Raw genomic sequence first — 26960 nt, forward strand, 5'->3', positions numbered from 1 at the left:
GGGAGAAGGAGAAGGGGCGTATCCGGTGGCCGGATACGCCCCTTCTCCACGCCCGGAGGGTGCTACGCCCCGCGCAGCACCGCGCCCGTGCGCTCGGCGGCCAGGGCCACCGCGCTGTCGCGGGCGGCCGAGGCCTCCTCGACGGTCAGCGTGCGGTCGGCGGCGCGGAAGCGCAGCGCGTACGCCAGGGACTTGTTGCCCCCGCCGATCTGCTCGCCGGTGAAGACGTCGAACAGCCGCAGCGATTCGAGGAGTTCACCCGCGCCCTCGCGCAGCGCCCGCTCCACGTCGGCGGCCGGGACGTCCCCGGCGACGACGAGCGCCACATCCTGGGTCGCCACCGGGAAGGTGGAGATCCGGGGCGCCTGGAGCGCTCCGTCCACGGCCTGCTCCAGGACGTCCAGCTCGACCTCGGCGGCGCAGGTCCGCTCCGGCAGGTGGAGCGCCTTGATCACGCGCGGGTGGAGTTCGCCCGCGTGTCCGAAGAGGGTCTCCTCGCCGTCCACGGTGACGTACAGCGCGGCGCAGCGGCCCGGGTGCCACGGGGCGTGCTGGTCGGCGCGGACGGTGACCTCCACACCGGCCTCGGCGGCGATCGAGCGGGCCGCCTCGACGGCGTCCGCCCAGGTGGCCGGGGTGCCCTTGCCCCACCAGCCGGCCTGCTCGCGGGCGCCCGCGAGGACGACGGCGGCGCGGCGCGGCTGGCGCGGCAGGGCCGCGTCGAGTCCGGCGATCTCCTCGTCGGTGGGGCGGCGGTCGACGGGCAGCCGGACGGCGGGGGTCTCCTCGCCGGTCGGCCGGAAGACCAGGCCCGTCTCGAAGAGCGCCAGGTCGTGGCTGCCGCGGCCGTCGTTGCGCCGCAGCGCGCCGAGGAGGCCCGGCAGCAGCGTGGTGCGCAGCGAGGGCTCCTCGTCGGAGAGCGGGTTGACGAGCTCGACCGTACGGCGGCGCTCGTCGTCCTTCTCCAGGCCGAGCTGGTCCAGGACGGCGTCCCCGATGAACGGGTAGCTCAGCGCCTCGACGTAACCGGCTCCGGCCAGCACCCGGCCGATGCGGCGGTGGAGCCGCTGGCGGTCGGTGAGACCACGCCCGGAGGGGGGCGTCGGCAGGGTGGAGGGCAGGTTCTCGTAGCCCTCCAGCCGGATGACCTCTTCGGCCAGGTCGTTCGGCTCGTTCAGGTCGGGCCGCCAGGACGGGACGGTGACGATCAGCTCGTCCTGCCCGTAGACGTCGCAGCCGACCTCCTGGAGGCGGCGGACGACGGTCTCGCGCCCGTACGCCACACCCGCGACCCGGTCCGGGTGGTCGGCGGGCATCGCGATGGTGCGCGGGGCGGAGGGGGCGGTGATCTCGGTGACCCCGGCCTCGGCGGTGCCGCCCGCGAGGAGGACCAGCAGGTCCACCGTGCGCTGCGCGGCAGCGGCGGCGGCCTGCGGGTCGACGCCGCGCTCGAAGCGCTTGGACGCCTCGGAGGACAGCTTGTGGCGGCGCGCGGTGCGGGCGATGGAGATCGCGTCGAAGTGCGCGGCCTCGATGACGACCTCGGTGGTGAGGGCGTGCTCGCCGTCCGCGTCGGCGATCTCGGTGTTGGCGCCGCCCATGACGCCCGCGAGGCCGATCGGCCCGCGGTTGTCGGTGATCACCAGGTCCTCGGCGTCCAGCACGCGGACGGTGCCGTCCAGCGTGGTGAGCTTCTCGCCCTGCTGGGCGCGGCGGACGCCGATCGGCCCGTCGACCCGGTTGCGGTCGTAGGCGTGCAGCGGCTGGCCCAGCTCCAGCATCACGTAGTTGGTGATGTCGACGGCCAGCGAGATCGGGCGCATCCCGGCCTTCTGCAGGCGGCGCTGCATCCAGATCGGGGAGCGGGCCTCGGGCTGGAGGCCGGTGACGGTGCGGGCGGTGAAGCGGTCGCAGCGAAGCGGGTCGGAGATCTGGACCGGGTAGCCGTACGCGTTGGGCGCGGGCACGTCCAGCAGCGCCGGGTCGCGCAGCGGCAGCCCGTAGGCGGTCGCGGTCTCGCGGGCGACCCCGCGCACGGACAGGCAGTAGCCCCGGTCCGGGGTGACGGCGATGTCGAGGACCTCGTCGACGAGCTGGAGCAGCTCGATGGCGTCGGTGCCGACCTCGTGCTCCGGCGGCAGCACGATGATGCCGTGCGTGCCGTCGTCGCCCATGCCCAGCTCGTCGGTGGAGCAGATCATGCCGTGGGAGGTCTTGCCGTACGTCTTGCGGGCGGCGATCGCGAAGTCGCCGGGCAGGACCGCGCCCGGGAGGACCACGACGACCTTGTCGCCGACCGAGAAGTTGCGGGCGCCGCAGACGATCTCCTGCGGCTCGCCGGTGCCGTTGGCGGAGCCGACGTCGACGGTGCAGAAGCGGATGGGCTTCTTGAACCCCTCCAGCTCCTCGATGGTCAGGACCTGGCCGACGACCAGGGGGCCCTTGAGGCCCGCGCCGATCTGCTCGACGGTCTCGACCTCGAGGCCGACGGAGACGAGCTTGGCCTGTACGTCACGGCCGGTCTCCGTCTCCGGCAGGTCGACGTACTCCCGCAGCCAGGAAAGCGGGACGCGCATCAGATCTCCATCCCGAACGGCCGGGTGAACCGGACGTCACCCTCGACCATGTCTCGCATGTCTTCGACGTTGTGGCGGAACATCAGCATCCGTTCGATGCCGAACCCGAAGGCGAATCCGCTGTACTTCTGGGGGTCGACACCGCAGGCGGTGAGCACCTTGGGGTTGACCATGCCGCAGCCGCCCAGCTCGATCCAGCCCTCGCTGCCGCAGGTGCGGCAGGGGCGGTCGGGGTTGCCGACGGACTCGCCGCGGCAGACGTAGCAGACCATGTCCATCTCGGCGGACGGCTCGGTGAACGGGAAGAAGTTCGGCCGCAGCCGGGTCTTCATGTCCGGCCCGAAGAGCGCCTGGACCATGTGGTCCAGGGTGCCCTTGAGGTCGGCCATGGTGAGGCCCTCGTCGACGGCGAGCAGCTCGATCTGGTGGAAGACCGGGGTGTGCGTGGCGTCCAGCTCGTCGGTGCGGTAGACCCGGCCGGGGCAGACCACGTAGACGGGCGGCTTGCGCTCCAGGAGCGAGCGGGCCTGGACGGGCGAGGTGTGCGTCCGGAGCACGACGCCGGACTCGTCACCCTCGGTCGCCCTGCCGTCGGCCGTGGTGCCCCGGACGAAGAAGGTGTCCTGCATCTGGCGGGCCGGGTGGTCGGGCACGAAGTTCAGGGCGTCGAAGTTGAACCACTCCGCCTCGACCTCGGGGCCCTCGGCGATCTCGTAGCCCATGGCCACGAAGACGTCCGCGACGCGCTCCATGATCGTCGTCAGCGGGTGGCGGGCGCCGGCCGGGACGCGGTCGTAGGGCAGTGTGACGTCCACGGCCTCCTCGACGAGCACCCGGGCGTCGCGCTCGGCCTCCAGCTCGGCCTGGCGGGCGGCCAGTGCCTTGGAGACGGCGCCGCGGGCCTGGCCCACGCGCTTGCCCGCCTCGGCCTTGGCCTGCGGGGGCAGGGCGCCGATCTCGCGGTTGGCGAGCGACAGGGGCGAGGTACCTCCGGTGTGCGCGGTCTTCGCCTGGGCGAGCGCGTCGAGGTCGCCGGCGGCGGCGAAGGCGGCGAACGCCTCGTCCCGCATGCGCTCGATCTCTTCCGGTTTCAGTGCCTCGACCTCGACTGGGTCGTACGACTTGTTCGGTGCCGACATCTCTTCCCGTGCTTCCGATTGGCTGGTGGCGCGACCCGGCTGGAGACCGCTGGACGCAAAGGTGCCAAAGGTCGAGTCTAAAGGCCGCAGGACGGTCGGGGCGCCCGCGGGCGCCTCACCCCAGATAGGCGGGTGCGCTCACGGGCAGGATAAATCGGAACTCGGCCCCGCCGCCGGGCCCCCGGTCGACGGTGATGGTGCCGCCGTGCGCCTCGACGATGCCCTTGACGATGTAGAGGCCGAGGCCGGTGCCGCCGCGCTTGCTCCCCCGCCAGAAGCGGGTGAAGACACGGCCCATCGACTCCTCGGGGATGCCGGGGCCTTCATCGCTCACGGTGACAGCCGTTCCCGTCTCGTCGCAGCCCGGCGCGGGTGCGGGGGCGATGTCGATGGTGACGGTTCCCTCGCCGTGGCGCACCGCATTTTCCAGGAGGTTCCCGAGGACCTGGTCGATCTTGTCGGGGTCGGCCCAGAGGTCGGGCAGCGGCCCCCGGGCCCGGACCCGGAAGCGGTCGGGGGCCTGTCCGGCCGCCATGAGCGCCTGGATGTGGCGGGCGACGGCGGCGGCGATGTCGACGGGCTGGCGGCGCAGCTCCAGCCGGCCGGAGTCGATACGGGAGATGTCCAGCAGCTCGGCGATGAGCCGGGTGACCCGTCCGGCGTCCGCGTCCACGGTCTCCAGCATCAGCCGCTTCTGGTCGTCGGTGAAGCGCTCCCATTTGGCGAGCAGGGTGGCGGTGAACCCTTTCACCGAGGTGAGCGGGGAGCGCAGCTCATGGGCGACGGTGGCGATCAGCTCGGCGTGGCTGCGTTCGGTGCGCCGGCGGGCCTCGGTGCCGCGCAGCGAGACGACCACCCGGCGTACCGGCCCGGTGGGGTGTTCGCGTACGTAGCGGGCGGAGACAAGCACCTCACGGCCGCCGGGCAACAGCAGGTTCCGCTCGGGCTGGCCGCCCCGGGTGGCGAGGCCGCCGTACGGGTCGGTCAGCGCCCACCAGCGCTTGCCCTTGAGGTCCTCCAGCGGGAGGGCCACCGCCAGGGGGCGGCCGAGGGCCTGCGAGCGGGGGGTGGCGGTGATGCGCGCGGCGGCGGCGTTGAAGCAGACGACGCGGCCGTTCTCGTCGGCGACGACGAGCCCGTCGGGCAGGTCGTCGGGGTCGAGCCCGGGGCCGTCCACGCGCGCGGCGGCGGTGTGCGCCGGTCCCGGCGAACTCATGCCGACAGCCGTCATTCCCGTATCCCCACCTCTCGAACCGGTGCAGTGGGCCCCCGAGTTCGTCACCCTACTAGCCGTCGGGGAACCGGCGACACCCTGCGGGGGCGCGCGGAGGGAGTGCGCCGGTGGACGACGTACGCGAATGGCCGGGACCGTTCGGTGACGGAGCGTCGGGCGGGCCCGTGGACGCCGGGCAGCGGGGTCCGCGCGTCCGGTGCCGGGGGGGCGTACGCGGGGGGAGCCGGGCTACGCCTCCGGTGCGCGGCGCGGGCGCTGGGCGCGGGCGGAGGCGTAAAGGCAGACGGCCGCGGCGGTGGCGAGGTTGAGGCTCTCCGCCTTGCCGTGGATGGGCACGCGGACGACGGCGTCGGCCAGCGCCCGGGTCTCCTCGGGCAGCCCCCAGGCCTCGTTGCCGAAGACCCAGGCGGTCGGGGTCCCCATGGTGCCCGCGTCCAGCTCGTCGTCCAGGTCGTCGTCCCCGGCCCCGTCGGCGGCGAGGATGCGCACCCCGGCGTCCCGGAGCCCCCGCACGGCCTGCTCGACCGGGACGCCGACGGCGACGGGCAGATGGAAGAGCGAACCGACCGACGCCCGTACGGACTTGGGGTTGTAGAGGTCCACCGAGGCGTCGGTGAGCACCACCGCGTCGGCGCCCGCCGCGTCGGCGCAGCGCAGCACCGTGCCGGCGTTCCCGGGATCGCGGACGTTGGCCAGAACGGCCACCAGGGTGGGCCGGGCGTCCAGGATCTCCTGGAACGGGGAGTCCAGGAAGCGGCAGACGCCGATGAGGCCCTGCGGGGTGACGGTCTGCGAGACGTCGGCGAGGACGTCGTCCCCGGCCAGATGGACCCGGGCGCCCGCCGTGTGGGCGGCGGCGACGATGTCGGCGTACCGCTCGGCGGCCTCGGGGGTGGCGAACAGCTCGATGAGGGTGGGCTGTCCGTCCCCGCCCCGGTGGGCGGCGGCCTCGCGCACGGCCTGGGGCCCCTCGGCGATGAACCTGCGCTCCTTGCCGCGGAAGTTGCGGCGGGCCAGCCGGCGGGCGGCGGCGACGCGCGGGGAGCGCGGGGAGATCAGTTCGGGGGTGCCCATGGTCGGCGGCGGGCCTCTCTGCTCTGCGTGCGGCGGTGGGATCGGCGTACGGGGGCGTACGGCGGCGGGGGCCGCGCGTGAAGGGGCGTACGGCGGGCGTACGGCCGTGGGCGCGGCGGCAACGCACCGGACCCGCAGACGGCGGGCGCCTGCGGGTCCGGTTCACGTACTACCTGGAAGGTGGGGCCTGGATCAGGCGGCCTTCGGGGCGTTGACGTCGCTCGGGAGGGCCTTCTGGGCGACCTCGACGAGGGCGGCGAACGCGTTGGCGTCGTTGACCGCGAGCTCGGCCAGGATCTTGCGGTCCACCTCGATGTTGGCGGCCTTCAGACCCTGGATGAGGCGGTTGTACGTCATGCCGTTCTGGCGGGCAGCGGCGTTGATGCGCTGGATCCACAGCTGACGGAAGTCGCCCTTGCGCTTCTTGCGGTCGTTGTAGTTGTAGACCAGGGAGTGGGTGACCTGCTCCTTGGCCTTGCGGTACAGGCGCGAACGCTGACCGCGGTAACCGCTGGCCTGCTCGAGGATCGCCCGGCGCTTCTTGTGGGCGTTGACTGCCCGCTTGACGCGTGCCACTTGTTAACTCCTTGTAGCGGGGCCGTGGGTGTCTTCACACGGCCCGGAAACGAATTGGTCCCGGTGTGATCGAGGTCGTGCCCCCGGAACGGACCGGGGGCCGGGCCTCACTTGCCGAGAAGCTTCTTGATCTTCTTGGCGTCGGCCGGAGCCACGACGACCGTGCCGGTCAGCGAGCGGGTCTTCTTGGACGACTTGTGCTCGAGCAGGTGGCGCTTGCCGGCCCTCTCGCGGAGCACCTTGCCGGAGCCGGTGATCTTGAAGCGCTTGCTGGCACCGCTGTGCGTCTTGTTCTTCGGCATCGCGCCGTTCTCTCCTCGTCAGTGGCGCCCCCCACGGTGCGGGGCACCGGACTGCGGGGGCGTCAGTCTCTATGGGTTTCCGGGGGGACCCGGGGCCGCCTGGGTGGCGACCCCTGAGGTCACGCCTCGGAAGGTGTCTCGCCCGAAGCCTCGGCGGCGCCGTCCTCGGGCGCGGCGTCGGTCGGACCCTGACGCCCCGCCTTGCGGGCGGCCTGGGCCTCGCGGGCCTCGGCCATGGCTTCGGTCTTCTTCTTGTGCGGGCCCAGAACCATGATCATGTTCCGGCCGTCCTGCTTCGGGTTGGACTCGATGAAGCCCAGGTCCTCCACGTCCGAAGCGAGACGCTGGAGCAGTCGGAACCCCAGCTCGGGACGGGACTGCTCACGACCACGGAACATGATCGTGATCTTGACCTTGTCGCCCTGCTTGAGGAACCGGACGACGTGACCCTTTTTGGTGTCGTAGTCGTGCGGGTCGATCTTCGGCCGGAGCTTCATCTCCTTGATGACCGTGTGCGCCTGGTTCTTGCGCGCCTCACGGGCCTTCATGGCCGACTCGTACTTGAACTTCCCGTAGTCCATGAGCTTGCACACGGGCGGACGGGCTGTCGCCGCCACCTCGACCAGGTCGAGGTCGTATTCCTGTGCGAGTTCCAGGGCCTTGGCAAGCGGAACAATCCCGACCTGCTCGCCGCTGGGACCGACAAGTCGGACCTCGGGAACGCGAATCCGGTCGTTGATGCGGGGCTCGGCGCTGATGGATCCTCCTCGGTAGCACCACGCGACCGCCTGGCGGACAGCCGCGTAACGTCTGTAACGTCATGACCAACCGGGCCGGAAGCGCAAAAATGCCCCGGACGGGACACAGGCGGGGCTCCTGGAACTACCGGAGCACCGCCACGGTGAACCCGCGGGGCGCATCGGGCGGCTCCATCGTCCGTACGGAACGATGGGGACCGCCTGACCGGTGACCCGCCGTCCGGTGCGGACGGTCAGGTGGGAGATCGGAGCCTCCACTTGTGGGCCGGGCACACAGGTGTCCGGCCGGTCGTTGTCACAGGTTAACAGCCGACCTGCCAAGGCGCTAATCCCCGGGTGCCGGGCCTCCCGGGGACAGGGCCCCGGCGGCCGGGCCTTATCGTGTGGGCATGAGCGACGCGACCCCCACCAGCAGTGAGAACCCCGGCTTCGACGCCATGGCCCGCGACATCGCGGAGGTCCCCGCCGTCGAGGTCATCGTGACGGTCGCCGTCAACCTGATGAGCGCGGCGGCGGTGAAGCTCGGCCTCACGGAGGAGGGCGAGGAGCACAAGGACCTGGACGAGGCCCGCAAGCTGGTCCACGCCCTGGCCGGGCTGCTGGACGCCTCCACCACGGAGATCAGCACCTTCCACGCCTCGCCGCTGCGCGACGGCCTGAAGTCCCTCCAGCTCGCCTTCCGCGAGGCCTCGCTGGTGCCGGACGAGCCGGGCAAGGGTCCGGGCGAGAAGTACACGGGCCCGGTCTACGGCTAGGCCTCTGCCGCCTGTACGGACGTGAGCCCGCCGCCCTGTCGCAGGGTGGCGGGCTCTGTCGTGCGCGGCCTCGGCGCCTCGTCCGGACGGGCGTGCGCGGCTCAGCGGCTGAAGAGCGGCTCCCCCGGCGCGGCGGCGCCGGCCGGGAGCAGGGCCAGGTCCAGGCCGCCGACCAGCCGGGCCCTCAGAGCCTCGCTGGCGGAGAGCGCCCCGGCCACCCGGCGGGCCGTCTCGGCGGGGTGCGCGTCCGGGGCGAGGACCAGGGCGAGGGTGCCGTCCGCCCGGCCGGGGCCCAGGTGGGCGCGGAGCACGGCGGGCTCGGCGGCGACCACGTCCCGGACGGCGTCGAGCACCGCCGGGTCCTGGAGCGGGTCGGTGCTGGTCCGGTTCTCCGCCAGGGCCAGGAGCGCCTGCCCGCTCAGCTCGAAGGCGACGGGCCCGGCGAGGTCCAGCACCAGGGTGTCGGCCTTCTCGTGCGCGGCGGCCTGCAGGGCCTGGTGCAGCGGTACGGCGACGGGGCGCGCCTCGGGGTCCCAGCGGGCCAGCGACGCGGTCGAGGTGAAGGCGGGGAGCGCACGCCGGTCACCGGCCTTGAGGGTGGGAACGGCCATGTCGCTGGTCTTCTCGCGCCGCAGTCCCTTCTCGTCCTCTTCCACCTCACCGAGGACGGCGACGACGGGGACGAGGAGCCGGGCCTCCCGGAGGGCCGTGAGGACCGGGCCGACGGCGGTGCGGTCCTTCGACCAGGCGTCGAGTGCGCTGGTCAGGGCCGGAGAGGCCGAGCCGTCGTCGTCGGAGAAACCGGGGTCCGGGATGTTCTTGAGCGCCACGGGACGAGCGTAGTGCCTGGGGCCGGGGCCAGGAGGCCAGGGGTGGCGGCTCAGCGGCGGCCGGGGGCGTTGCGGCCCCGCCAGAGGACGACCGCCGCCGCCAGCAGGGCCGCGCCGAGGCCGCCGGCGAACGGAGCGGCCCAGTTGACCGGGTCGCCGTCGGCGGGCGGCGGGGTGGGGCCGGGGCCGAAGTACTCCTCGCGGTGGCCCGCCGGGGCGGCCTGGGCGCCGAGGTCGCCGGGGCGCAGCCGGGAGCCCGCCTCGATGGCCTCCGCCGGGTCGACCATCCCGTACCCCCGGGCGTCGTCGCGGCCCCCGGCGGGGGCGTCGCGGGCGGTGTCCGCGAGGAGCTTCTTGATCTGGGCGGGGTCGAGGCCGGGGTGGGCCGCGCGGACCAGGGCGACGGCTCCGGAGACGAACGCGGCGGCCGCCGACGTGCCCCACTCGATGTAGTAGTGGCCGTCCGGGTTGGCCACGACGATGTCGACGCCGGGCGCGCTGACGGTGGCGTACCAGCGGCGGGTGGAGAAGGAGGCGTGGGTGCCGTACTCGTCGACGGCGGTGACCGCGATCACGCCGGGGTAGGCGGCCGGGTAGGAGATCCGGTCGCCCTTCTCGCCGCCGTTGCCCGCCGAGGCGACCACGGGGATGCCCTTGGAGAGGGCGTACTGGATGGCGGAGTCCTCGCCCGGGTCGGGGTGGGCGGACTCGCTGTCGTCGCCCAGGGAGAGGTTGATGACGTCGGCGCCGTTGTCGGCGGCCCAGCGGATGCCGTCGGCGAGGGCGGTACCGCGGGTCTTGCGGGCCTCGGCGCGGGCGGGGTCCTTGGACTCCAGAATGACCCGGACGGGCAGGATCCTGACCTCGGGGGCGATGCCGAGGACGCCGTCGGCGCGGCCGGGGCCGTTGCCGCGTCCGGCGATGATCCCGGCCATCGCGGTGCCGTGCAGGGCCCAGGAGGAGTCGCCGCGCTCGGCGCCGAAGCCGACGAGGTCCTTGCCGGGGAGCACCTGGCCGACCAGGTCCGGGTGGGAGCCGTCGACGCCGGTGTCCAGGACGGCGACGGTGATGCCCGCGCCCTTCGTGGTCTGCCAGGCGCGGTCGGTGTGCAGGGCCGCCAGGGCCCACTGCTGGTCGCGGATGGCGTCCGCGTGGGCGGGGGCGGCGGGGGTGAGCGCGAGGACGGCGGCGGCGCAGACCGCGGCGAGGACGCGGCGGGGTCGTCGTCGGGTCATACGGGGGGCTCCACGAGATCGGTGACGGTCTTGCGGAGCCCTCGCTCCACCCGGTCCGCGATGCCCCTGGCCTCGTGGCCGAGCCCGGCCTGGGCGATGTCCGTGTCGGCGCCCGTCTCGGTGGCCGCGTCGGCGGGCTGCGGCTCGGGGACGGTACGGGCGTCGGCGAAGCCGGAGACGGCGAAGACGACGACGGGGATCTCGGTGAGCGGCCGGACGGTCCAGCTGGCCCGCTGCCGGTCGCCGAACCCGGCGGCGAGGGTGCCCTCGGGGGCGTACGTACGGGGCATCAGGTCCTTGCGCCCGGCGAGCCTCTGCTCGGTGAACCGGGTGCTCAGGGCCTGCATCCCGGCCTCGTCGGCCTCGGTGACGACCACGCCGACGGTGGTGACGGAGGAGCGGGTGACGTCGGTGTAGGTGGCCCGCACCATCCGCTCGCAGCCGACGGACCGCAGGGTGGTGCGCAGCAGCGGGTCGAGCCCCTGGGAGCAGTCGCCGTCCGGGGCGACGGAGAGCCGGATCCAGGTGCGGTCGGTCCCGCCGGGCCCGGCGCCGGTGCCCTTGAGGGTGGGCGGGAAGAGGGTGTCGACGGGGACGGTGTGCCAGACGGTACGGCCGGTGGCGTACGGGGTCCGGGTGGGTTCGGCCGAGGAGTCCCCGGTCAGCCAGGCCCCGGTGGCCGCCCCGCCGATCAGCCCGAGCCCGAGCACGACACAGGCCGCCGCCGAGACCGCCCGCCACCGCTGTCGCCCGGACGGGACGGGCCGCAGCCGGGTGGTGGTCTCCACGGGCGTCTCGGGGTAGCCGTAGCGCGCCGGCACGCGGTACGCCCCCGGGGGCGGCGGCTGCGGAACGGCCCCCGGCGCCGGGGTGAGGTCGACGGCCCCGACGGGCCTGCGCCGGGTGGTGAAGGCGGCGGGCGGGCCGGGGTGGGTGGTGAAGGCGGCGGGCGGGCCGGGGTGGGTGGGAGCGGGACCGGCGGCCGGGGGCGCGGACGGCCCGGGGCCTGCGGTGGGCGGTGGCGTCCGCGGGGGCGCGGGGGCCCCGGCCGGGTTCGGTGGTACGGGCGGGGCGGCGGGCACGGCCGCGGTCGCCGCGGGGTCCGTCCGCGCGGCCGTCGGAGCAGCGGACGCCGGTGGGGCGGGAGGCCTCGGGGCGGGAGGCCTCGGGGCGGGAGGCCTCGGGGCGGGAGGCCTCGGGGCGGAAGTGGAAGGTACCGGCTCCGTCCGCTGCGCGGGCGCGTGCGGGGCCGTCGGCCGGGCGGGGGCCTGCGGGGTCGTCGGCGGGTCCGCGGGGGTCGGAGCCGTGGGAGGAGGGGGGACCGCCGGGGAAGCGGAAGGCGGTGGGGAGGCCGGGCGCGGGGGTACGGGAGCGCGTTGCGCTTCGGTACTCATCCGGCCCCCTGGTTCACTTCCCGTACCGACCACGGATCACCGCCGCCGTCAGGCGCGTTGGTGCTCGCGTGCCCGTCACTCTACGGGCTGCGGGCCTACGGCGGGGAACGGGACGTCCGGCCTCGGCCGATCTGCCCCGAACGTCCCCTACCCAGGGGTAGCGCTCTCTGGCAAGCTGCGGCCATGACTGCCCGCGCCGCCGACCGGGCCCGGTACGACCGGGCCACCGCCCATCTCGACGCCCCACTGGCGATCGTCGATCTGGAGGCGTTCGACGACAACGCCGACGATCTCGTGGCCCGGGCGGGCGGGAAGCCGATCCGGGTGGCGAGCAAGTCCGTGCGGTGCCGGGCCCTGCTGGAGCGGGTGCTCGCGCGGCCCGGGTTCGCCGGGATCATGTCCTTCACCCTGGCGGAGTCGCTCTGGCTGGCGCGGGCCGGGTTCGACGACGTCCTGCTGGCGTATCCGTCCGCCGACCGGGCCGCCTTCGCGGAGCTGGCCGCCGATCCGAAGCTGGCCGCAGCCGTGACGGTGATGGTGGACGACCACTCCCAGCTGGAGCTGATCGACGCCGCCCGGGCCGGTGGCCGGGAGGAGATCCGGGTCTGTCTGGAACTGGACACCTCGCTGCGGCTGCTGGGCGGCCGGGTCAGGATCGGCGCGCTGCGCTCCCCCCTGCGCTCCCCTGCCCAGCTCGCCGAGCTGGCCCGCTCGGTGGCACGCCGGCCCGGGTTCCGGCTGGTGGGGCTGATGGCGTACGAGGGGCATGTCGCCGGGGTCGGGGACGCGGTGGCCGGGCGGCCGCTGCGGTCCCGGGCGATCCGGCTGATGCAGACCGCCGCCCGCAAGGAGCTGGCGGTCCGGCGGGCCGAGGTGGTGCGGGCCGTACGGGCGGTCGCGCCGGAGCTGGAGTTCGTCAACGGCGGCGGCACCGGCAGTGTGCAGCACACGGCGGCCGAGGCCGCGGTCACGGAGATCGCCGCCGGGTCGGGGCTGTACGTGCCCCGCCTCTTCGACAACTACACCTCGTTCACCGCCCGCCCGGCCGCGCTGTTCGCCCAGCCCGTGGTGCGGCGGCCCGGCGTGGGCGTGGTGACGGTGCTCGGCGGCGGCTACCCGGCGTCGGGGGCGGCGGGCGCGGACCGCTCCCCCGTCCCGTACCTCCCCGAAGGGCTGCGCTACGACGCGCAGGAGGGCGCGGGCGAGGTCCAGACGCCGTTGCTCGGCTCCCCCGCCGACGATCTGCTGATCGGGGACAAGGTCTGGTTCCGGCACGCCAAGGCCGGTGAGCTGTGCGAGCGCTTCGACGCGCTCCGGCTGATCGAGGGCGACCGGGTCACGGCGACCGTTCCGACGTACCGGGGGGAAGGGAAGACCTTCCTCTGATCCCGGGGGCGTTCAGGGGCCGATCGTCGAGCCCACGCCGCCGTTGGTCGCGCTGTCCCCGATCGGGCGGATGGACCGGGTGATCGTGTCCATCAGGGAGAGCGGCAGCTCCGGCCGGTCCGCGTCGAAGGCGAACCGGACGATCACCGGGGTCCCGGTGCCCGCCGTCGAGGGGAACGCCACGGACTGCACCACCCCGCCGGGGCCCTTCCCGGTGACGACCCGCCAGCGCACCAGGTGGCCGGTGCGCCCGGCGACCGCGACCGGACCCTCCTCGAGCACCCGGTGGGAGGTGATCCCGCCGTGGGTGCGCCGGCCGAGGACGTCCTCCCCGTAGGCCTTGTCGGCGGCCGTGGTGATGTCGGCCTCCGCGATGGCCTTGGGGTCGGTCTGGTCGGCGCGGGCGGTGTGGGTGGAGACCGTGCCCCGGTAGCAGAGGCCGGAGGTGCCGGGGCAGTCGTAGGAGAGGGCGGTCCGGACGGTGGGGACGCCTCCGGTGGCGGTCCTCGCCTTCTCCCAGCCCTCGGGCACCGCCAGCGTGATCCCGTTGAGCTGGTCGACGAGGACGGCGGGGTCGTCCCCCGGGGCGCCGTCGTCCGAGGAGGGCGTGGTGGAGGGGGCGGGTGTGGCGGTGGCCGGGGCGGAAGGGCTGGGGGCCGGGGCCGCTCGCGTACCGCTGTCGTCGCGGCCCAGCAGGACGACGGCGGTGACGGCCGAGCCCAGGACCAGCAGGCCCGCGAGGGCGATCGCCAGGACCTTCGTCCGACCGCCGCCCCGGCCGACGGGCTGCGGGGGTCCGGACGTCCGGGGTGCGTACGGCTGGTGGGCCGGATCGGACGCGTACGGCTGCCCGGCCGGTTCGTACGGGGCGCCGGCGGCGCCGAGCGGGCGGGTGTGCGCGGTCCAGGCCGTGCCGTCCCACCAGCGCTCGGTGCCGGGTGTGCCCGCGTCCGGGTACCAGCCGGGCGGCGTCGCGAAGGTCATGGGGCCACTCTAGGCGGCGGCCGCCGGGGGTTCGCAGCCGCTACGGGGCACCCGGCACCCCGCTCCGGCCGGTGCGGGAGAGCAGGTCGCGGGCCGGGCCCGTGGGGCGGTGGCCCGCCGGCCAGACGGCCCGCAGCTGGCGGCGCAGCCGTACGCCCGCGACCGGGATCTTGACCAGGCGGCGGGCGGACAGCTCCTCGCCCAGGGCCAGTTCGCTCAGGACGCACGGTCCGGCGCCGCTCTCCGCCGCGCCCTTCACGGCGGTCGTGGAGGAGAGCTCCAGCAGGGGCTGGGCGAGCCCGCCGTGGACGGCTAGGGCCGCGTCCAGGACCTGCCGGGTGCCGGAGCCGTGCTCGCGCAGGATCAGCGGGGTGGCGGCCAGTTCGCCGGGGAGCAGCGGGGTGCGGCGGCGGGCCCAGGGGTGGGCGGGGGCGACCACGACGACCAGGCGGTCGTGGGCGATGACCGTGCCGTCCAGGCCCTCCGGTATCGACAGGCCCTCGACGAAGCCCAGGTCGGCCTCGCCGGTCACCAGGCGGCGGGCGACGTCCGCCGAGTTGCCTGCGTGGAGCGAGACGGCGGTGTCCGGGCGGTCGGTGCGCAGGGCGATCAGCCAGCCGGGCAGCAGGTATTCGGCGATGGTCATGCTGGCCGCGACCCGCAGCCGGGAGTCCCGCCGGTCGCGCAGTGCCTGTGCCCCGGCGTCGAACGCCTCGGCGGCCTCCACCACCCGGCGCGCCCAGTCGGTGACGAGCGCGCCCGCGCCGGTCAGCCGGGAGCCGCGCGGTGAGCGGTCGATCAGAGCCACGCCGAGCTGCCGTTCCATGGAGCGGATACGGCTGGAGGCGGCGGGCTGGGTGATGCCGAGGTCCTTGGCGGCCCGGCCGAGGCTGCCGTGGCGGGCGACGGCGAGCAGCAGTTCCAGCGCCCCGAGGTCGGGGACCCGGTGGGAGAGGGGGGTGGGGGGCACGGGCGTCTCACTGCTCATAAATTCACCTTATGACCTCATAGGGGCGGAGTCCCTGGTGGGCCCGGGCAGGCGGGCGAAGAATCATGGCATGGCCATCTTTCCGCAGACCAGCGCCCCCCTGTCGGCCCCCGGCACCGCTCCCCTGCCCTCTCCGGAGGGGCCGGGTCCGGACGGTGCGCTCCCGGGCGGCCGACGTGCGCACGGCCCACGCCCGGACGGCCCCGGTCGGGCCGCCGATGCGGGTCCGGACGGTGCGCGGCCACGGCTGCCCGCGCTGCGGCACATCGGCCCCAACTGGTACGCGAGCGTCATGGGCACCGCGATCGTGGCCGCCGCCGGGGCGGCGCTCCCGGTCGGTGTGCCCGGCCTCCGGACCGCGTGCACCGCCGTCTGGGCGCTCTCCGCCCTCCTGCTGGCCGCCGTCCTCACCGCCCGGGCCGGACACTGGCTCCACCACCGCGACCAGGCCCGCGCCCACCTCCTGGACCCGGCCGTCGCCCCCTTCTACGGGTGCCTCTCCATGGCGCTGCTCGCGGTCGGCGGGGCGACGCTGACCGTGGGGGCGGACGTCATCGGCGCACGGGCCGCGCTCGCCGTGGACGTGGTGCTCTTCGTCGCGGGGACGGCGATCGGGCTGGGCGCCGCCGTGGTGGTCCCGTATCTGATGGTCGTACGGCACCGTCCGGCGCCGGGGACCGCGTCGCCCGTCTGGCTGCTGCCGCTGGTCGCCCCGATGGTCTCGGCCACGCAGGGGGCGCTGCTGGTGCCCCATGTGCCCGGGGGGCAGGGGCGGGAGGCGCTGCTGCTGGCCTGCTACGCCATGTTCGGGCTCTCCCTGCTGGCCACGCTGGTGGTGCTGCCGCTGGTCTTCGCCCGGCTCGTCCACCACGGTCCGCTGCCCCTGGCGCTGACCCCGACGCTCTTCCTGGTGCTGGGGCCGCTGGGCCAGTCGACGACCGCCGTCAACCAGCTGGCCGACGCGGCTCCGGGGGCGGTGGCGAGCCCCTACGCCTCGGCGTTCGGCGCGTTCGCCGTGCTCTACGGGGTGCCGGTGATGGGGTTCGCGGTGCTGTGGCTGGCGCTGGCGGGCGCGATGGTGATCAGGGCGGCGCGGAACGGCATGGGGTTCGCGATGACCTGGTGGGCGTTCACCTTCCCCGTCGGTACGTGTGTGACGGGGGTGGCCGGACTGGCCCGGCACACCGGGCTCTCCGCCCTGACCTGGCCGGCCGTGGCGCTCTACGTGTTCCTGGTGGTGGCGTGGGCGGTGGCCGGGGTGCGGACCGTACGGGGGGTGGTCAGCGGAGCGCTGACGGCAGCTCCCGGGCGGCCCGCGCCAGCGACGGCCCGTACCAGGTGAGCAGGCGGCCGTCGACGAGGGCGGCGGGCAGGCGGGGGAAGGCCTCGGGCCCGTCGTCGGCGGTGAAGCGGTAGGGCTCGTCCGGCAGGACGACCAGTTCGGCACCGGACGCGTTCAGCTCGTCGAGCGGGATGCGCGGGTAGCGCTCGGCGTGGTCCGCGTAGACGTTGCGCACCCCGAGCCGGGCCAGCAGGTCGCCGGCGAAGGTGTCGGAGCCGAGCACCATCCAGGGGCGGCGCCAGATCGGCACGACGGCGGGCCGGGGGTCGTCGGACGGCGCGGGGAGGGCGGCCCAGGCGGCCTCGGCCTCGTCCAGCCAGCGGGGGCGGGGCAGGCCGCAGCCGGCGGTGAGGACCCGGTCCAGCTCGGTGAAGGCCTGCTCCAGCGTGCGGACCCGGGTGACCAGGACGTCCAGTCCGGCCGCCCGCAGTGCGGCGAGGTCGGGGGCGCGGTTCTCCTCCTCGTTGGCGATCACCAGATCCGGGGCGAGGGCGGTGATCGCGGCCACGTCCGGGTTCTTGGTGCCGCCGACGCGGGCGGCGGCGAGATCCGCCGGGTGCGTGCACCAGTCGGTGACGCCGACGAGCAGCCCGGGGGCGGTGGCGGCAACGGCCTCGGTGAGGGAGGGGACCAGGGAGACGACCCGGGGGCGGACGCTCGGCGCTCCGGGCCGGGTCGGCACGCCGGACGGGCCCCCGCGGATCGTCCCGTCGGACGCTCCTTCGGGCCCGGTCCGCGCGCCGGAGGCGCCGTCGGACCAGGTCGGCACGTCGGACGCCGCCTCGGACCGTTCCGGCGCGTCGGACGCCCCCGGTGCTCCTGATGCTTCCGGTGCTCCCGGCACTTCGGACACCCCCTGCTCCCCCGCCTCTCCCGGTCGCTCAGCGGCGCGAGTCGTACGTGGCGTCGATGTGCTCCGCGACGGCGACGAGCAGGAGCCGGGTGCCGGGGCGGGTGGCGCGCCAGCGGTGCCGTACACCGCCGGAGAGGAACAGGGTGTCGCCGCGCTCCAGCCGGTACGCCTGGCCCTCCGCCTCGACCTCGGCGGCGCCCTCCACGACGTACATCAGCTCGTCGTTGCGGTGCTGGAACTCGCGCCCGAGGTCGATCTCGCCGGTGAACTCCAGGGCGCTGAGCTGGTGGCGGCCGCGCACCACCCGGCGGATGCCGTCGCCCTCCTCGCCCCGTACGACGTCCACCGCGCGGGCCGAGTCGGCGGCGGCCCGCAGCCGGGAGGTGGTGGTCTCCAGGGCCTCGGCGACCCGGTCGAGGGAGCGGGCGCTGGGGCGGGCGCGCTCGTTCTCGATCTGGCTGAGGAAGGGCACGGAGAGCCCGCTGCGCTCGGCGACCGCGGCCAGCGTGAGGCCCAGGGTGCGGCGTCTGCGGCGGACCGCGGCACCCACCCGCGGTGTGTCCTTGTCGTCCATGAACGGCTCCCTCCCGCCTCAGCCATCCTCCCGGCTGCCAGCACCTTACGCACATGGTTGCGCAAGACGTCCGGTAATCGGCCTTCGGACAGCCGGAAGGGGTGGGCCCCGCCCGTCGGCGGCACCCACCCCTTCACCTGCGCTTTTACCGGAACGGAGCCGCTACAGAGGCGCCATGGTGTCCGCGATGCCCGGGTTGTCGGCCATCCAGGCCTTCACGGCCTCCTCCTCGTGGCCCGCGCCGCGCTTCTGGATCTCGTTCTCCAGACCGCCGAGCTGCTTCTCGTTCAGCTCGAACTTCTTGAACCACTCCGTCAGCTGCGGGTACTGCTTCGGGAACTCCTTGGAGGCGATCGTATGCAGCCGGTCGCCGTCACCGAAGGTCTTCTTCGGGTCCTCGAGCTTGGTGAGCCCGTACTCGTTGTACGCCCAGTGCGGGGTCCAGAGCAGGACGGCGATGGGCTCCTTCTTGGCGTACGCGCGCTTCAGCTCGGCCAGCATGCCGGGCGTGGAGGAGTCGACGACCTTGTACTCCCCGTCCAGGCCGTACTGCGGCAGGACGTTCTTCTTGAGGTTCTCCATGGTGGCGGTGCCGGGCTCGATGCCGACGATCCGGCCCTTGAAGTCGGAGCCCTTGCCCTTGAGGTCGTCGAGGGACCGGACGTCCTTGACGTAGTCGGGGACGGCGACCTCGATGGAGGTGGGGCCGTACCAGGAGCCGAGGTTCGTCAGCTTGTCGCCGTACTTGTCCCAGTAGTTCTTCTGCGTGTACGGCAGCCAGCCGTCGAACTGCACGTCGATCTGGCCGCGCGACATGGCGGCGTACATCGGGCCGACCTCGAACTGCTTGAGGTTGATCGTGTAGCCGCGCTCCTCCAGGACCGCCTTCCACAGGTAGGTGGCGGCGATGTCCTCCTCCCAGGGGAACCAGGCGACCTCGACGGGGCGCTCGCGCTCGTCCTTCCCGCCCGCGGCGACCTGCTGCGCCCCGGCGGCCTGCGCGTTCTCGGCGCCCTCGGGGAGCGGGGTCCACTTGTCCGCGACGCCCGGGTTGGCCTCCAGCCAGATGCGGACGGCCTCCTGCTCCTTGCCCGCGCCGGTCTTCTGGATCTCGGCCTCGAGGCTGGTGAGCTGCTTCTCGGTCATCTTGAAGCTCTTGAGCCACTTCGCGACCTCGGGCCGGTCCTTCGCGAAGCCCTTGCGGGAGAGGGTGTGCACACCGTCGCCCTCGCCCCAGAGCTTCTTGGGGTCGGCCAGCTTGGTGAGGTCGTACTCGTTGTAGGCCCAGTGCGGCGACCAGAGCGGGACGACGATCGGTTCCTTCTTGGCGTACGCGCGCTTCAGCTCGGCCAGCATGGACTGGGTGGAGCCGTCGATGAGCTTGTACTCCTTGTCCAGGCCGTAGCCCGGCAGGAGCTTCGACTTCAGCAGGCCCATCTCACCGGCGCTGGGCTCGATGCCGACGATCCGGCCCTTGAACTCGGAGGCCCGGCCCTTCAGGTCCTCCATCGACTTGATGTCGCTCATGTACGCCGGGACGGCCAGCTCCAGCGAGGTGGGGGCGTACCAGGCGCCGAGGTCGTCCAGGCGGTCCTGGTACTTCTCCCAGTAGCTGGCGTGGGTGACGGGGAGCCAGGAGTCGGTCTGGAAGTCGATCTGGCCGTTGGCCATACCGGTGTAGAGCGACCCGGCCTCGTACTGGGTGACGTCGACCTCGAAGCCGCGCCGCTCCAGCATCTCCTTCCACAGGTACGTGGAGGCGATGCCCTCGTCCCAGGGGATGTAGCCGATGCTGACCTTCTTGCCCGCGCCGATCTGCGCGCTGCCGGAGGCGGTGGCGTCCTTGGCGGAGCCGCCGAAGACGCCCATGCCGCCCGCGACGAGCGCGAGGGCGAGGATGCCGGCGACCGCGACGACGGGCTGCGGACGGTACGTCCAGATCTTCCAGCCCTCGGCGGCGGCCTGGGCCTTGGCGGCGGCGCGGCGGCCCAGCGGGGAGACCTCGCGGCCGAGCGCGCCGGTCATCCGGTCCAGGTACATGGCGAGGATGACGATGGAGATGCCCGCCTCGAAGCCGAGACCGACGTCGATGTTGCCGATCGCGCGGTAGACGGAGCCGCCGAGGCCGCCGCCGCCGACCATGCCCGCGATGACGACCATGGAGAGGCCCAGCATGATGACCTGGTTGATGCCCGCCATGATCGTGGGGAGCGCCAGCGGGAGCTGGATGCGCAGCAGGGTGTTGCGCGAGGTGGTGCCGAACGCCTCGGCCGCCTCGACGAGTTCGCCGTCGACCTGGCGGATGCCGAGTTCGGTCATCCGGACGCCCGGGGGCAGCGCGAAGATGATGGTGGCGATGATGCCGGGGACGACGCCGACGCCGAAGAAGATGACGCCGGGGATCAGGTAGACCATGGCGGGCATGGTCTGCATGAAGTCCAGGACCGGCCGGATGATCGCGCTGACGGTCTTGGACCGGGAGGACCAGATGCCGAGCGGTACGGCGATGACCAGCGTGACGATGGTCGCGACGAGCACCAGGGTGAGGGTGTCCATCGCCTCCGCCCACAGCTCGACGGAGTCGATGAGGGTGAACCCGGCGAAGGCCAGCAGCCCGGCCGGCAGCCCGCGCAGCCACCAGGCGATGATCGCGACGATGCCGGCGAAGAGGAGCGGGTGGGGGGCGGAGAGGACGGCGGCTATGCCGTCGAACATGCCCCCGACGACCGTACTGATCGCGTCGAAGAGCCAGGCGAGGTGCGTCTGCAGCCAGTCGACGGCGGAGTCGACCCAGTCACCGAGAGGGAGCTTAGACACGGGCCACCTTCTTCAGTCCGTCCAGCCCGCCGTCACCGTTCGTTACGGCATCGTTGTCGGAGGCTGTGACCTGCGGTGATTCCGTGGGCGTCATCGGGTCGCCGAGGACGGCGAGCAGCCGGGCGCCGGGGACGACGCCGACGAGCCTGCCCTGGGTGTCGGTGACGGCCACCGGGTCCGCGCTGGTGGAGCAGGGCCCGAACAGCTCGATGACCGGCGTGGACTCCCCGACCGTGGCGGGGGCGGCGGTGAGGACGTCCTGCGGGGTGCGCAGTTCGGTGCCGGCCTCGGTGGTGGAACCCATCACGGTGTGCGGTTCGGCCATGATGGCGCCCGCGGTGAGGACCCGGGAGCGGTCGACGTCCTGGGTGAAGGAGGCGACGTAGTCGTTGGCCGGGGTGACGAGGATGTCCTCGGCGGTGCCGAGCTGGACGATCCGGCCGTCGCGCATCACGGCGATCCGGTCGCCCAGGCGCATGGCCTCGTTGAGGTCGTGGGTGATGAAGACGATGGTCTTCTTCAGCCGCTTCTGCAGCTCCAGGAGCTGGTCCTGCATGTCACGGCGGATCAGCGGGTCGAGCGCGCTGAAGGACTCGTCCATGAGGAGCAGGTCGGCGTCGGTGGCGAGGGCGCGGGCGAGGCCGACGCGCTGCTGCATGCCGCCGGACAGTTCGTCGGGCCAGGAGTCCTCCCAGCCGGCCAGGCCGGTGAGCTGGAGGGCCTCGGTGGCGCGCTCGATCCGCTCGGCCTTGGGCACGCCCTGGACCTCCAGGCCGTAGGCGGCGTTGTCCAGCACGCTCCGGTGCGGGAAGAGCGCGAAGTGCTGGAAGACCATGCTGATCTTGGTGGAGCGCACCTGGCGCAGCTCGCGGGGGGCCAGGGCGGTCAGGTCCTGGCCGTCGAAGAGGACGCGTCCGGCGGTGGGTTCGAGGAGCCCGTTGAGCATCCGCAGCAGGGTGGACTTGCCCGAGCCGGAGAGCCCCATCACCACGAAGATCTGGCCCGGCTCCACCGTGAAGGAGGCGTCGATCACCGCTGCGGTCGTTCCGTCGGCCCGGAGTTCGTCGCGGTCCGCGCCGTCCTCCAGCTTCCGGACGGCTTGATCGGGTCGTCGGCCGAACACTTTGTACAAGTTTTCGGCTTGCAGCCTTGACACATGCACCTCACGGGTTGAACTGAAAAAACGGTCTGCCGCCCCCGCCGGCAGACCGTGGAGCGGTGCGGATTCGGCCCGCGTGGCCCGTGCCCCCGCGAAAAAGGGACGTGGTTCGCTCCGGTGGCGCGCCTGCCCGTCCTTACACGGAGCAAACGGAAGAGTGATCCAGCTCACGTCAGCGATGCTTTTCGGTCACCGGGAGCCATCGGCGGCGACTGTCAGTGGTGTGGGGCATCATCGGTTCCGTGACGCGACGCCTGATGCTCCTCGACACCGCCTCCCTCTACTTCCGCGCCTATTTCGGCGTCCCCGACTCGGTGCGCGCACCGGACGGGACCCCGGTCAACGCCGCGCGCGGGCTGCTCGACTTCATCGCCCGCCTGGTGCAGGACCACCGGCCGGACGAGCTGGTGGCCTGCTGGGACAACGACTGGCGCCCGCAGTGGCGGGTGGACCTGATCCCGACGTACAAGGCGCACCGGGTGGCCGAGGAGACGCCCGCCGGGGAGACGGACGAGGAGGAGGTCCCGGACACGCTCTCCCCGCAGGTCCCGATCATCGAGGACGTGCTGGACGCACTGGGGATCGCCCGGGTCGGCGTCACGCCGTACGAGGCGGACGACGTGATCGGCACGCTCACCGCCCGCGCGACCGGTCCGGTGGACATCGTGACCGGCGACCGCGACCTGTATCAGCTGGTCGACGACGCCCGGCGGGTGCGGGTGCTCTATCCGCTCAAGGGGGTCGGCACGCTCCAGCTGACCGACGAGGCGTGGCTCCGCGAGAAGTACGGGGTGGACGGCGCGGGCTATGTCGACCTGGCCCTCCTCCGCGGCGACCCGAGCGACGGCCTCCCGGGGGTGCCCGGCATCGGCGAGAAGACGGCGGCCAAGCTGCTGGATGCGTACGGGGACCTGGCCGGGATCATGGCGGCGGTGGACGACCCGAAGGCGAAGCTCACCCCCTCGCAGCGCAAGCGGCTGGACGAGGCGCGCGACTATGTGGCGGTGGCGCCGAAGGTCGTGCGGGTGGCGGCGGACGTGCCGCTGCCCGACTTCGACCCGGCGCTCCCCCGCGAGCCCCGCGACCCGGCCGCCCTGGAAGCGCTTGCCGGGCAGTGGGGGCTGGGCGGGGCGCTTCAGCGGCTCCTCACCACACTCCGGGCCTGAAGTGTTAACTTAGGCATACCTAAGTCATAGGGGCCGGAGGTGTCCGGCCCCGTGCGCCGATACGTGCGCGGCACGGATCCGTCCACCGGCGGACCCGCCCGTACGTCACAACCCAGGGAGAACCTCGTGGCAGAGCGGCCGGCCCGGCAAGGACCCAAGGCCCAGGGGGCGCAGGTCGTGCGCACCGAGCAGATCACCCCGCACATGGTGCGGGTGGTCCTCGGCGGCGAGGGGCTCGCGGACTTCTCCCTCGACGGCTTCACCGACCACTACATCAAGCTGTGCTTCGCCCCCGAGGGCGCGGACTACCCGCACCCGTTCGACATCGCCGCCATCCGCGAGAGCCACCCGCGCGAGCTGTGGCCCACGACGCGGACGTACACGATCCGCTCCTGGGACCCGGTCGCCCGGGAGATGGCCGTCGACTTCGTGGTCCACGGCGACGAGGGCCTCGCCGGGCCGTGGGCGCAGCGCGCCGAGGTCGGCGAGCAGGTGACCTTCCTCGGCCCCGGCGGCGCCTACGCCCCGCAGGCCTCGGCCGGCTGGCACCTGCTGGTCGGCGACGAGAGCGCCCTGCCGGCGATCGCCGCCTCGCTGGAGCAGATGCCGGCGGGCGCGCTGGTGCACGCCTTCGTCGAGGTGCCGGACGCCTCCGAGGAGCAGAAGATCGTGTCGCCCGACGGGGTGGCCGTGACCTGGCTGCACCGCGGCGACCGGCCGGTCGGTGAGCTGCTGACCGCCGCCGTGAAGGGGCTGGACTTCCCCGAGGGCGAGGTCCAGGCGTTCGTGCACGGGGAGGCGGGCTTCGTGAAGGAGATCCGCCGCTATCTGCGCGTGGAGCGGCAGATCCCGCTCGCCCAGCTGTCGATCTCCGGCTACTGGCGCCTCGGCCAGAACGACGACGCCTGGCGCGCGGTGAAGCGCGAGTGGAACGAGCAGGTGGAACGCGAGCAGGAGGGGCCGACGGCAGCCGCGTAGCGCTCCGTCGGGGACGGGGCGGGGCCGGGCCGCGATCCCTCGGCCAGGGCCCGTGGAGGGCGCGCGCCCCTGTCTCCAGGGCCCGGCGACGGTCACGCAGCCCCAGGGCGCGGCGTCAGTCGGGTGCGCTCCGGGCCAGAGAACGGACGCGCACACTCCGGGCCAGAGAACGGTCGTGTGCGCCCAGGGCGAGACCACGGTCGCGTCCGATCCGGCCGGAATCCGGGTCCGGCAGCGAGCACGTCGGCCGGGCCCCGGTGGCAGCGTCCGGGCCACCGCCAGACCCGGGCCCCGGTGGCAGCCGCCACACCCACCCCCCGCTCAGGACCCCGCCCACCGCACTCCCGGTGAGCGGGGTCTCCGCGTCCGCCGGGGGGGCGCCCCGACCACCGGGCCTCAGACCCCCGCCGCCCCCGCACCTCCCGCACCGTCGGACGCACCGGCAGCCCCACCGTCACCGGCAGGCACCTGACCGCCGCCCGCGCCCAGCCCCTCGTACAGCCGGAACGAGACGTCCTCGTGGGCGAGTCTGCGCAGCGCGCCGAACATGGCCTCGCCCAGGACGGTGCCCACGACCACGCTCTCGACCAGATCCTCCCGGGCCACCCGGCGCTGTACGTACCCGATGTCGGCGCGGGCCACGGATTCGGCCGCGTCCGCGTACCCCTCGATCAGGTCGACCAGACCGCCGTGGCCGACCCGGCGCAGCGCCGAGATCACCCCGGCCAGCGACTCGGCGGCCGTCGTCCCCGCGCTCACCTGCCAGTCGCGCCGCCGCAGCAGTTCGGCCACGTCCTTCCGGGCCTGTTCCAGCTCCGGGCCGCTCTCGCCCTCCTCCAGCGGTGTGACCCCCTTCGCCGCCGCACCGAGCACGTTGAGCACCGGCTGCGCGGGATCGTCGGCGGCCTTCAGGACCTCCCCGATGGTGGCGAGCGAGAGGCCGCCCACCTCCAGCAGGACCCGGATCAGGCGGAGGCGCCGTTCGTGGCCGGGGCCGTACTCCGCCTGGTTGGGGCTGGTCAACTCCCCGGCGGGCAGGAGCCGTTCCCGTACGTAGTACTTGATCGTCGGCACCGGAACCCCGGACCTACGACTCAATTCACCTATGCGCACCGCGTGTTCGCCTTTCCGCCCTTGCCGGATCAGACCGCCATCATAGATAGTGCCCCTACCGGATAGCGGCAAGTGCCACTATCCATACACTCGTTCTCAGGGGGTCTCCCATGCCGTCATGGCGTTCCTGGCACCGCCCGTTAGTCGTCTTCTCCGCCGTGATGGCCCTCGGGGCCGTCCTGTCCTCCGTGGGTCTCGCGGTCGACGACCGGGTCCTGGTGGGCGCCCCGATCTGGGCGAAGCCGTTCAAGTTCTTCCTCTCCTTCACCGTCTACGGCCTGACCCTGGCCTGGATGCTCACCCGGTCGACCCGGGGGCGCCGGACCGGCTGGTGGGCGGGGAACGTGGTCGTCGCCACCGGCATCGCCGAGATGGCGATCATCACCGGGCAGGTCGTCCGCGGGAAGCGGAGCCACTTCAATGTCGGGACACCGTTCGACCAGGCCCTGTTCACGGCGATGGGGATCACGGTCATCGTGCTGTGGACGGCCACCCTGGTCATCGGCCTCCTGCTGCTGCGCACCCCGTTCGCGGACCGGGCCACCGCCTGGGCGATCCGGGGCGGTGTGGTGATCGCGCTGGCGGGCGCGGCGATCGGCTTCCTGATGACGCTGCCCGGCGCGGAGCAGCGGGCCGGGGGCAGGGCAGACCCCGACGTGATCGGCGCCCACTCCGTCGGCGTGCCGGACGGCGGCCCCTCGATGCCGCTGACCGGCTGGTCCACGACCGGCGGCGATCTGCGGATCCCGCACTTCGTGGGCATGCACGCGCTCCAGCTGATCCCGCTGTTCCTGATCGCCCTGGTGGTGCTCGCGCCCCGGATCGCCCGGTTCCGCGATGCCGGGCTGCGGCTGCGTCTCGTACGGGTGGTGACGGCCGGTCACGCGGGTCTGGTGGCCCTGACCACCTGGCAGGCGCTGCGCGGGCAGCCCCTGGTCCGCCCGGACGCGGTGACGCTCGTCGCGGCCGGCGTCCTCCTCGTGGCGGTGGCCGCCGGGGTGCGGATGGCGCTGCGGCGGCCGCCCACTCCCGTACAGCGGAGACCCGAACCGCAGGAATCCGAACCGTCCTCCCGCAGCAAGGAGTTCACCGCATGACGAGCGCCGGTACCCTCTTCGACCTCACGTTCCTCCTGGCCGCCCCGTTCTGGCTGCTGATGATCCTCGCGCCCGCCTGGTCCGTCACCACCCGGATCGTCTCGTCGCCGCTGACGGCGGTGCCGGTCGCCGTGGTGTACGCCGTCCTCGTCGCGCCGGTCCTCCCCGAGGTCTGGGCGGCGGTGACCGGGCCCGAACTCCCCGGTTTCCAGGAGCTGATGACGCTGCCCAACGGCGCCGCGGCCGTCTGGGCCCACATCATCGCGTGGGACCTGCTGGTCGGCCAGTGGATGTTCCTCCAGGGCCGGAAGCTCGGATTCTCCCCCTGGCTGACGGGCCCGCTGCTCGTCCTCGCGATCCTGCTCTCACCCCTCGCACTGCTGCTCTTCCTCGCCCTGCGGGCCACCCTGCGCCGCACGTCCCGGCCTGACGCGGCCCGGACCGACGGAGCTCGGGACGCGGCCCGGACCGGCTCCGCCCCGCCGGTCGCGTCGGGCGACTGAGGCGCGCCGCCGCGCCGCACGGCCCGGCGGGACAGGTTCTGGAAAGATCGCGGCCGTGGGACCAATCCGCACATCCACCGGCTCCGAATCACTCCTGGAACCGATGACGTCCCGGGAGGAAACCCGC

General features: G+C 73.5%; 24 protein-coding genes. 7 read left to right on the forward strand and 17 right to left on the reverse strand.

Features of this window, described 5'->3' with window-relative positions; all coding sequences use genetic code 11:
- Positions 1–62: 62 nt before the first annotated feature.
- The 7 genes from pheT to infC form a co-directional block, all read right to left on the reverse strand.
- Positions 63–2576, reverse strand: a complete 2514-nt coding sequence (gene pheT, locus ACQ9ZG_RS04665; RefSeq protein ID WP_499279965.1) for a phenylalanine--tRNA ligase subunit beta — start codon at positions 2574–2576, stop codon at positions 63–65.
- Entirely contained in the window at positions 2576–3715 is a 1140-nt protein-coding gene (gene pheS, locus ACQ9ZG_RS04670) for a phenylalanine--tRNA ligase subunit alpha (protein WP_028420026.1), read from the reverse strand. The genes pheT and pheS overlap by 1 nt, the downstream gene beginning before the upstream one ends.
- A 115-nt stretch (positions 3716–3830) precedes the next feature.
- On the reverse strand, positions 3831–4931 hold the full coding sequence (locus ACQ9ZG_RS04675) for a sensor histidine kinase (protein WP_499279966.1): 1101 nt from the start codon (positions 4929–4931) through the stop codon (positions 3831–3833).
- A 246-nt stretch (positions 4932–5177) separates the two neighbouring features.
- Entirely contained in the window at positions 5178–6023 is an 846-nt protein-coding gene (locus tag ACQ9ZG_RS04680; protein WP_028420024.1) for a TrmH family RNA methyltransferase, read from the reverse strand.
- 192 nt (positions 6024–6215) lie between these two features.
- Positions 6216–6599, reverse strand: a complete 384-nt coding sequence (gene rplT, locus ACQ9ZG_RS04685) for a 50S ribosomal protein L20 (RefSeq protein WP_018103794.1) — start codon at positions 6597–6599, stop codon at positions 6216–6218.
- A gap of 107 nt (positions 6600–6706) precedes the next feature.
- On the reverse strand, positions 6707–6901 hold the full coding sequence (gene rpmI / locus ACQ9ZG_RS04690; RefSeq protein ID WP_003970213.1) for a 50S ribosomal protein L35: 195 nt from the start codon (positions 6899–6901) through the stop codon (positions 6707–6709).
- Positions 6902–7020: 119 nt separating this feature from the next.
- Entirely contained in the window at positions 7021–7659 is a 639-nt protein-coding gene (gene infC / locus ACQ9ZG_RS04695; protein ID WP_078507634.1) for a translation initiation factor IF-3, read from the reverse strand.
- A gap of 389 nt (positions 7660–8048) precedes the next feature.
- On the opposite strand from infC, the gene ACQ9ZG_RS04700 reads away from it, so the two are divergent.
- On the forward strand, positions 8049–8414 hold the full coding sequence (locus ACQ9ZG_RS04700) for a DUF1844 domain-containing protein (RefSeq protein ID WP_018487849.1): 366 nt from the start codon (positions 8049–8051) through the stop codon (positions 8412–8414).
- Positions 8415–8515: 101 nt separating this feature from the next.
- Here ACQ9ZG_RS04700 and ACQ9ZG_RS04705 read toward each other — a convergent pair whose 3' ends face one another.
- Genes ACQ9ZG_RS04705 through ACQ9ZG_RS04715 form a run of 3 tightly spaced genes read right to left on the reverse strand, consistent with a single transcriptional unit; the run spans position 8516 to position 11561 of the window.
- Positions 8516–9244, reverse strand: coding sequence for an SseB family protein (locus ACQ9ZG_RS04705; protein WP_028420023.1), 729 nt, complete (start codon positions 9242–9244; stop codon positions 8516–8518).
- Positions 9245–9294: 50 nt separating this feature from the next.
- Positions 9295–10479, reverse strand: a complete 1185-nt coding sequence (gene mycP / locus ACQ9ZG_RS04710; protein WP_499279967.1) for a type VII secretion-associated serine protease mycosin — start codon at positions 10477–10479, stop codon at positions 9295–9297.
- Positions 10476–11561 carry a hypothetical protein gene (locus ACQ9ZG_RS04715; RefSeq protein ID WP_499279968.1) on the reverse strand — a complete coding sequence of 362 codons (1086 nt, stop codon included), beginning with the start codon at positions 11559–11561 and terminating at the stop codon, positions 10476–10478. Before ACQ9ZG_RS04715 ends, mycP begins: the two co-directional genes overlap by 4 nt.
- Before the next feature lie 495 nt (positions 11562–12056).
- On the opposite strand from ACQ9ZG_RS04715, the gene ACQ9ZG_RS04720 reads away from it, so the two are divergent.
- A complete protein-coding gene (locus ACQ9ZG_RS04720; RefSeq protein WP_109914024.1) occupies positions 12057–13259 on the forward strand; it encodes an amino acid deaminase/aldolase in 1203 nt (400 codons plus the stop codon).
- Positions 13260–13271: 12 nt separating this feature from the next.
- Here ACQ9ZG_RS04720 and ACQ9ZG_RS04725 read toward each other — a convergent pair whose 3' ends face one another.
- Both ACQ9ZG_RS04725 and ACQ9ZG_RS04730 read right to left on the reverse strand, forming a co-directional pair.
- Complete coding sequence (locus tag ACQ9ZG_RS04725) at positions 13272–14243, reverse strand: DUF2510 domain-containing protein (RefSeq protein ID WP_499279970.1); 972 nt, start codon at positions 14241–14243, stop codon at positions 13272–13274.
- Between the two features lie 40 nt (positions 14244–14283).
- Positions 14284–15231: a LysR family transcriptional regulator gene (locus ACQ9ZG_RS04730; RefSeq protein WP_028420018.1), complete on the reverse strand. Its 948-nt coding sequence runs from the start codon at positions 15229–15231 to the stop codon at positions 14284–14286.
- A gap of 70 nt (positions 15232–15301) precedes the next feature.
- On the opposite strand from ACQ9ZG_RS04730, the gene ACQ9ZG_RS04735 reads away from it, so the two are divergent.
- Entirely contained in the window at positions 15302–16573 is a 1272-nt protein-coding gene (locus tag ACQ9ZG_RS04735) for a TDT family transporter (RefSeq protein ID WP_499279971.1), read from the forward strand.
- Here the strand turns inward: ACQ9ZG_RS04735 and ACQ9ZG_RS04740 are convergent.
- The 4 genes from ACQ9ZG_RS04740 to ACQ9ZG_RS04755 all read right to left on the reverse strand — a co-directional run bounded on the left by ACQ9ZG_RS04740 (position 16512) and on the right by ACQ9ZG_RS04755 (position 21973).
- Positions 16512–17255, reverse strand: a complete 744-nt coding sequence (locus ACQ9ZG_RS04740) for a helical backbone metal receptor (RefSeq protein WP_109914976.1) — start codon at positions 17253–17255, stop codon at positions 16512–16514. The two genes, ACQ9ZG_RS04735 and ACQ9ZG_RS04740, sit on opposite strands and share 62 nt — an antisense overlap.
- 199 nt (positions 17256–17454) lie before the next feature.
- A complete protein-coding gene (locus tag ACQ9ZG_RS04745) occupies positions 17455–18000 on the reverse strand; it encodes a helix-turn-helix domain-containing protein (protein WP_018487858.1) in 546 nt (181 codons plus the stop codon).
- Between the two features lie 162 nt (positions 18001–18162).
- Positions 18163–20817 (reverse strand): ABC transporter permease/substrate binding protein, encoded by a 2655-nt coding sequence (locus ACQ9ZG_RS04750; protein WP_028420015.1) that lies wholly within the window; start codon positions 20815–20817, stop codon positions 18163–18165.
- Positions 20810–21973, reverse strand: a complete 1164-nt coding sequence (locus ACQ9ZG_RS04755) for a quaternary amine ABC transporter ATP-binding protein (RefSeq protein ID WP_078562720.1) — start codon at positions 21971–21973, stop codon at positions 20810–20812. The genes ACQ9ZG_RS04750 and ACQ9ZG_RS04755 overlap by 8 nt, the downstream gene beginning before the upstream one ends.
- A 260-nt stretch (positions 21974–22233) precedes the next feature.
- Between ACQ9ZG_RS04755 and ACQ9ZG_RS04760 the strand changes: the two genes are divergently transcribed.
- Positions 22234–23142 carry a 5'-3' exonuclease gene (locus ACQ9ZG_RS04760; RefSeq protein WP_181398172.1) on the forward strand — a complete coding sequence of 303 codons (909 nt, stop codon included), beginning with the start codon at positions 22234–22236 and terminating at the stop codon, positions 23140–23142.
- A gap of 126 nt (positions 23143–23268) precedes the next feature.
- The gene (locus tag ACQ9ZG_RS04765) at positions 23269–24120 is read left to right on the forward strand and encodes a siderophore-interacting protein (RefSeq protein ID WP_028420013.1); all 852 of its coding nucleotides are present in this window, start codon (positions 23269–23271) and stop codon (positions 24118–24120) included.
- Between the two features lie 396 nt (positions 24121–24516).
- On the opposite strand, the gene ACQ9ZG_RS04770 is transcribed toward ACQ9ZG_RS04765, so the two are convergent.
- Complete coding sequence (locus ACQ9ZG_RS04770; RefSeq protein ID WP_375138376.1) at positions 24517–25194, reverse strand: MerR family transcriptional regulator; 678 nt, start codon at positions 25192–25194, stop codon at positions 24517–24519.
- A 200-nt stretch (positions 25195–25394) separates the two neighbouring features.
- Between ACQ9ZG_RS04770 and ACQ9ZG_RS04775 the strand changes: the two genes are divergently transcribed.
- Both ACQ9ZG_RS04775 and ACQ9ZG_RS04780 read left to right on the forward strand, forming a co-directional pair.
- The gene (locus tag ACQ9ZG_RS04775; protein WP_181398442.1) at positions 25395–26330 is read left to right on the forward strand and encodes a hypothetical protein; all 936 of its coding nucleotides are present in this window, start codon (positions 25395–25397) and stop codon (positions 26328–26330) included.
- Positions 26327–26833 (forward strand): ABA4-like family protein, encoded by a 507-nt coding sequence (locus tag ACQ9ZG_RS04780; protein WP_499279974.1) that lies wholly within the window; start codon positions 26327–26329, stop codon positions 26831–26833. The genes ACQ9ZG_RS04775 and ACQ9ZG_RS04780 overlap by 4 nt, the downstream gene beginning before the upstream one ends.
- Positions 26834–26960 lie beyond the last annotated feature (127 nt).

The sequence above is a fragment of the Streptomyces araujoniae genome (assembly GCF_050871195.1).
Classification (GTDB): Bacteria; Actinomycetota; Actinomycetes; order Streptomycetales; family Streptomycetaceae; genus Streptomyces; species Streptomyces bacillaris.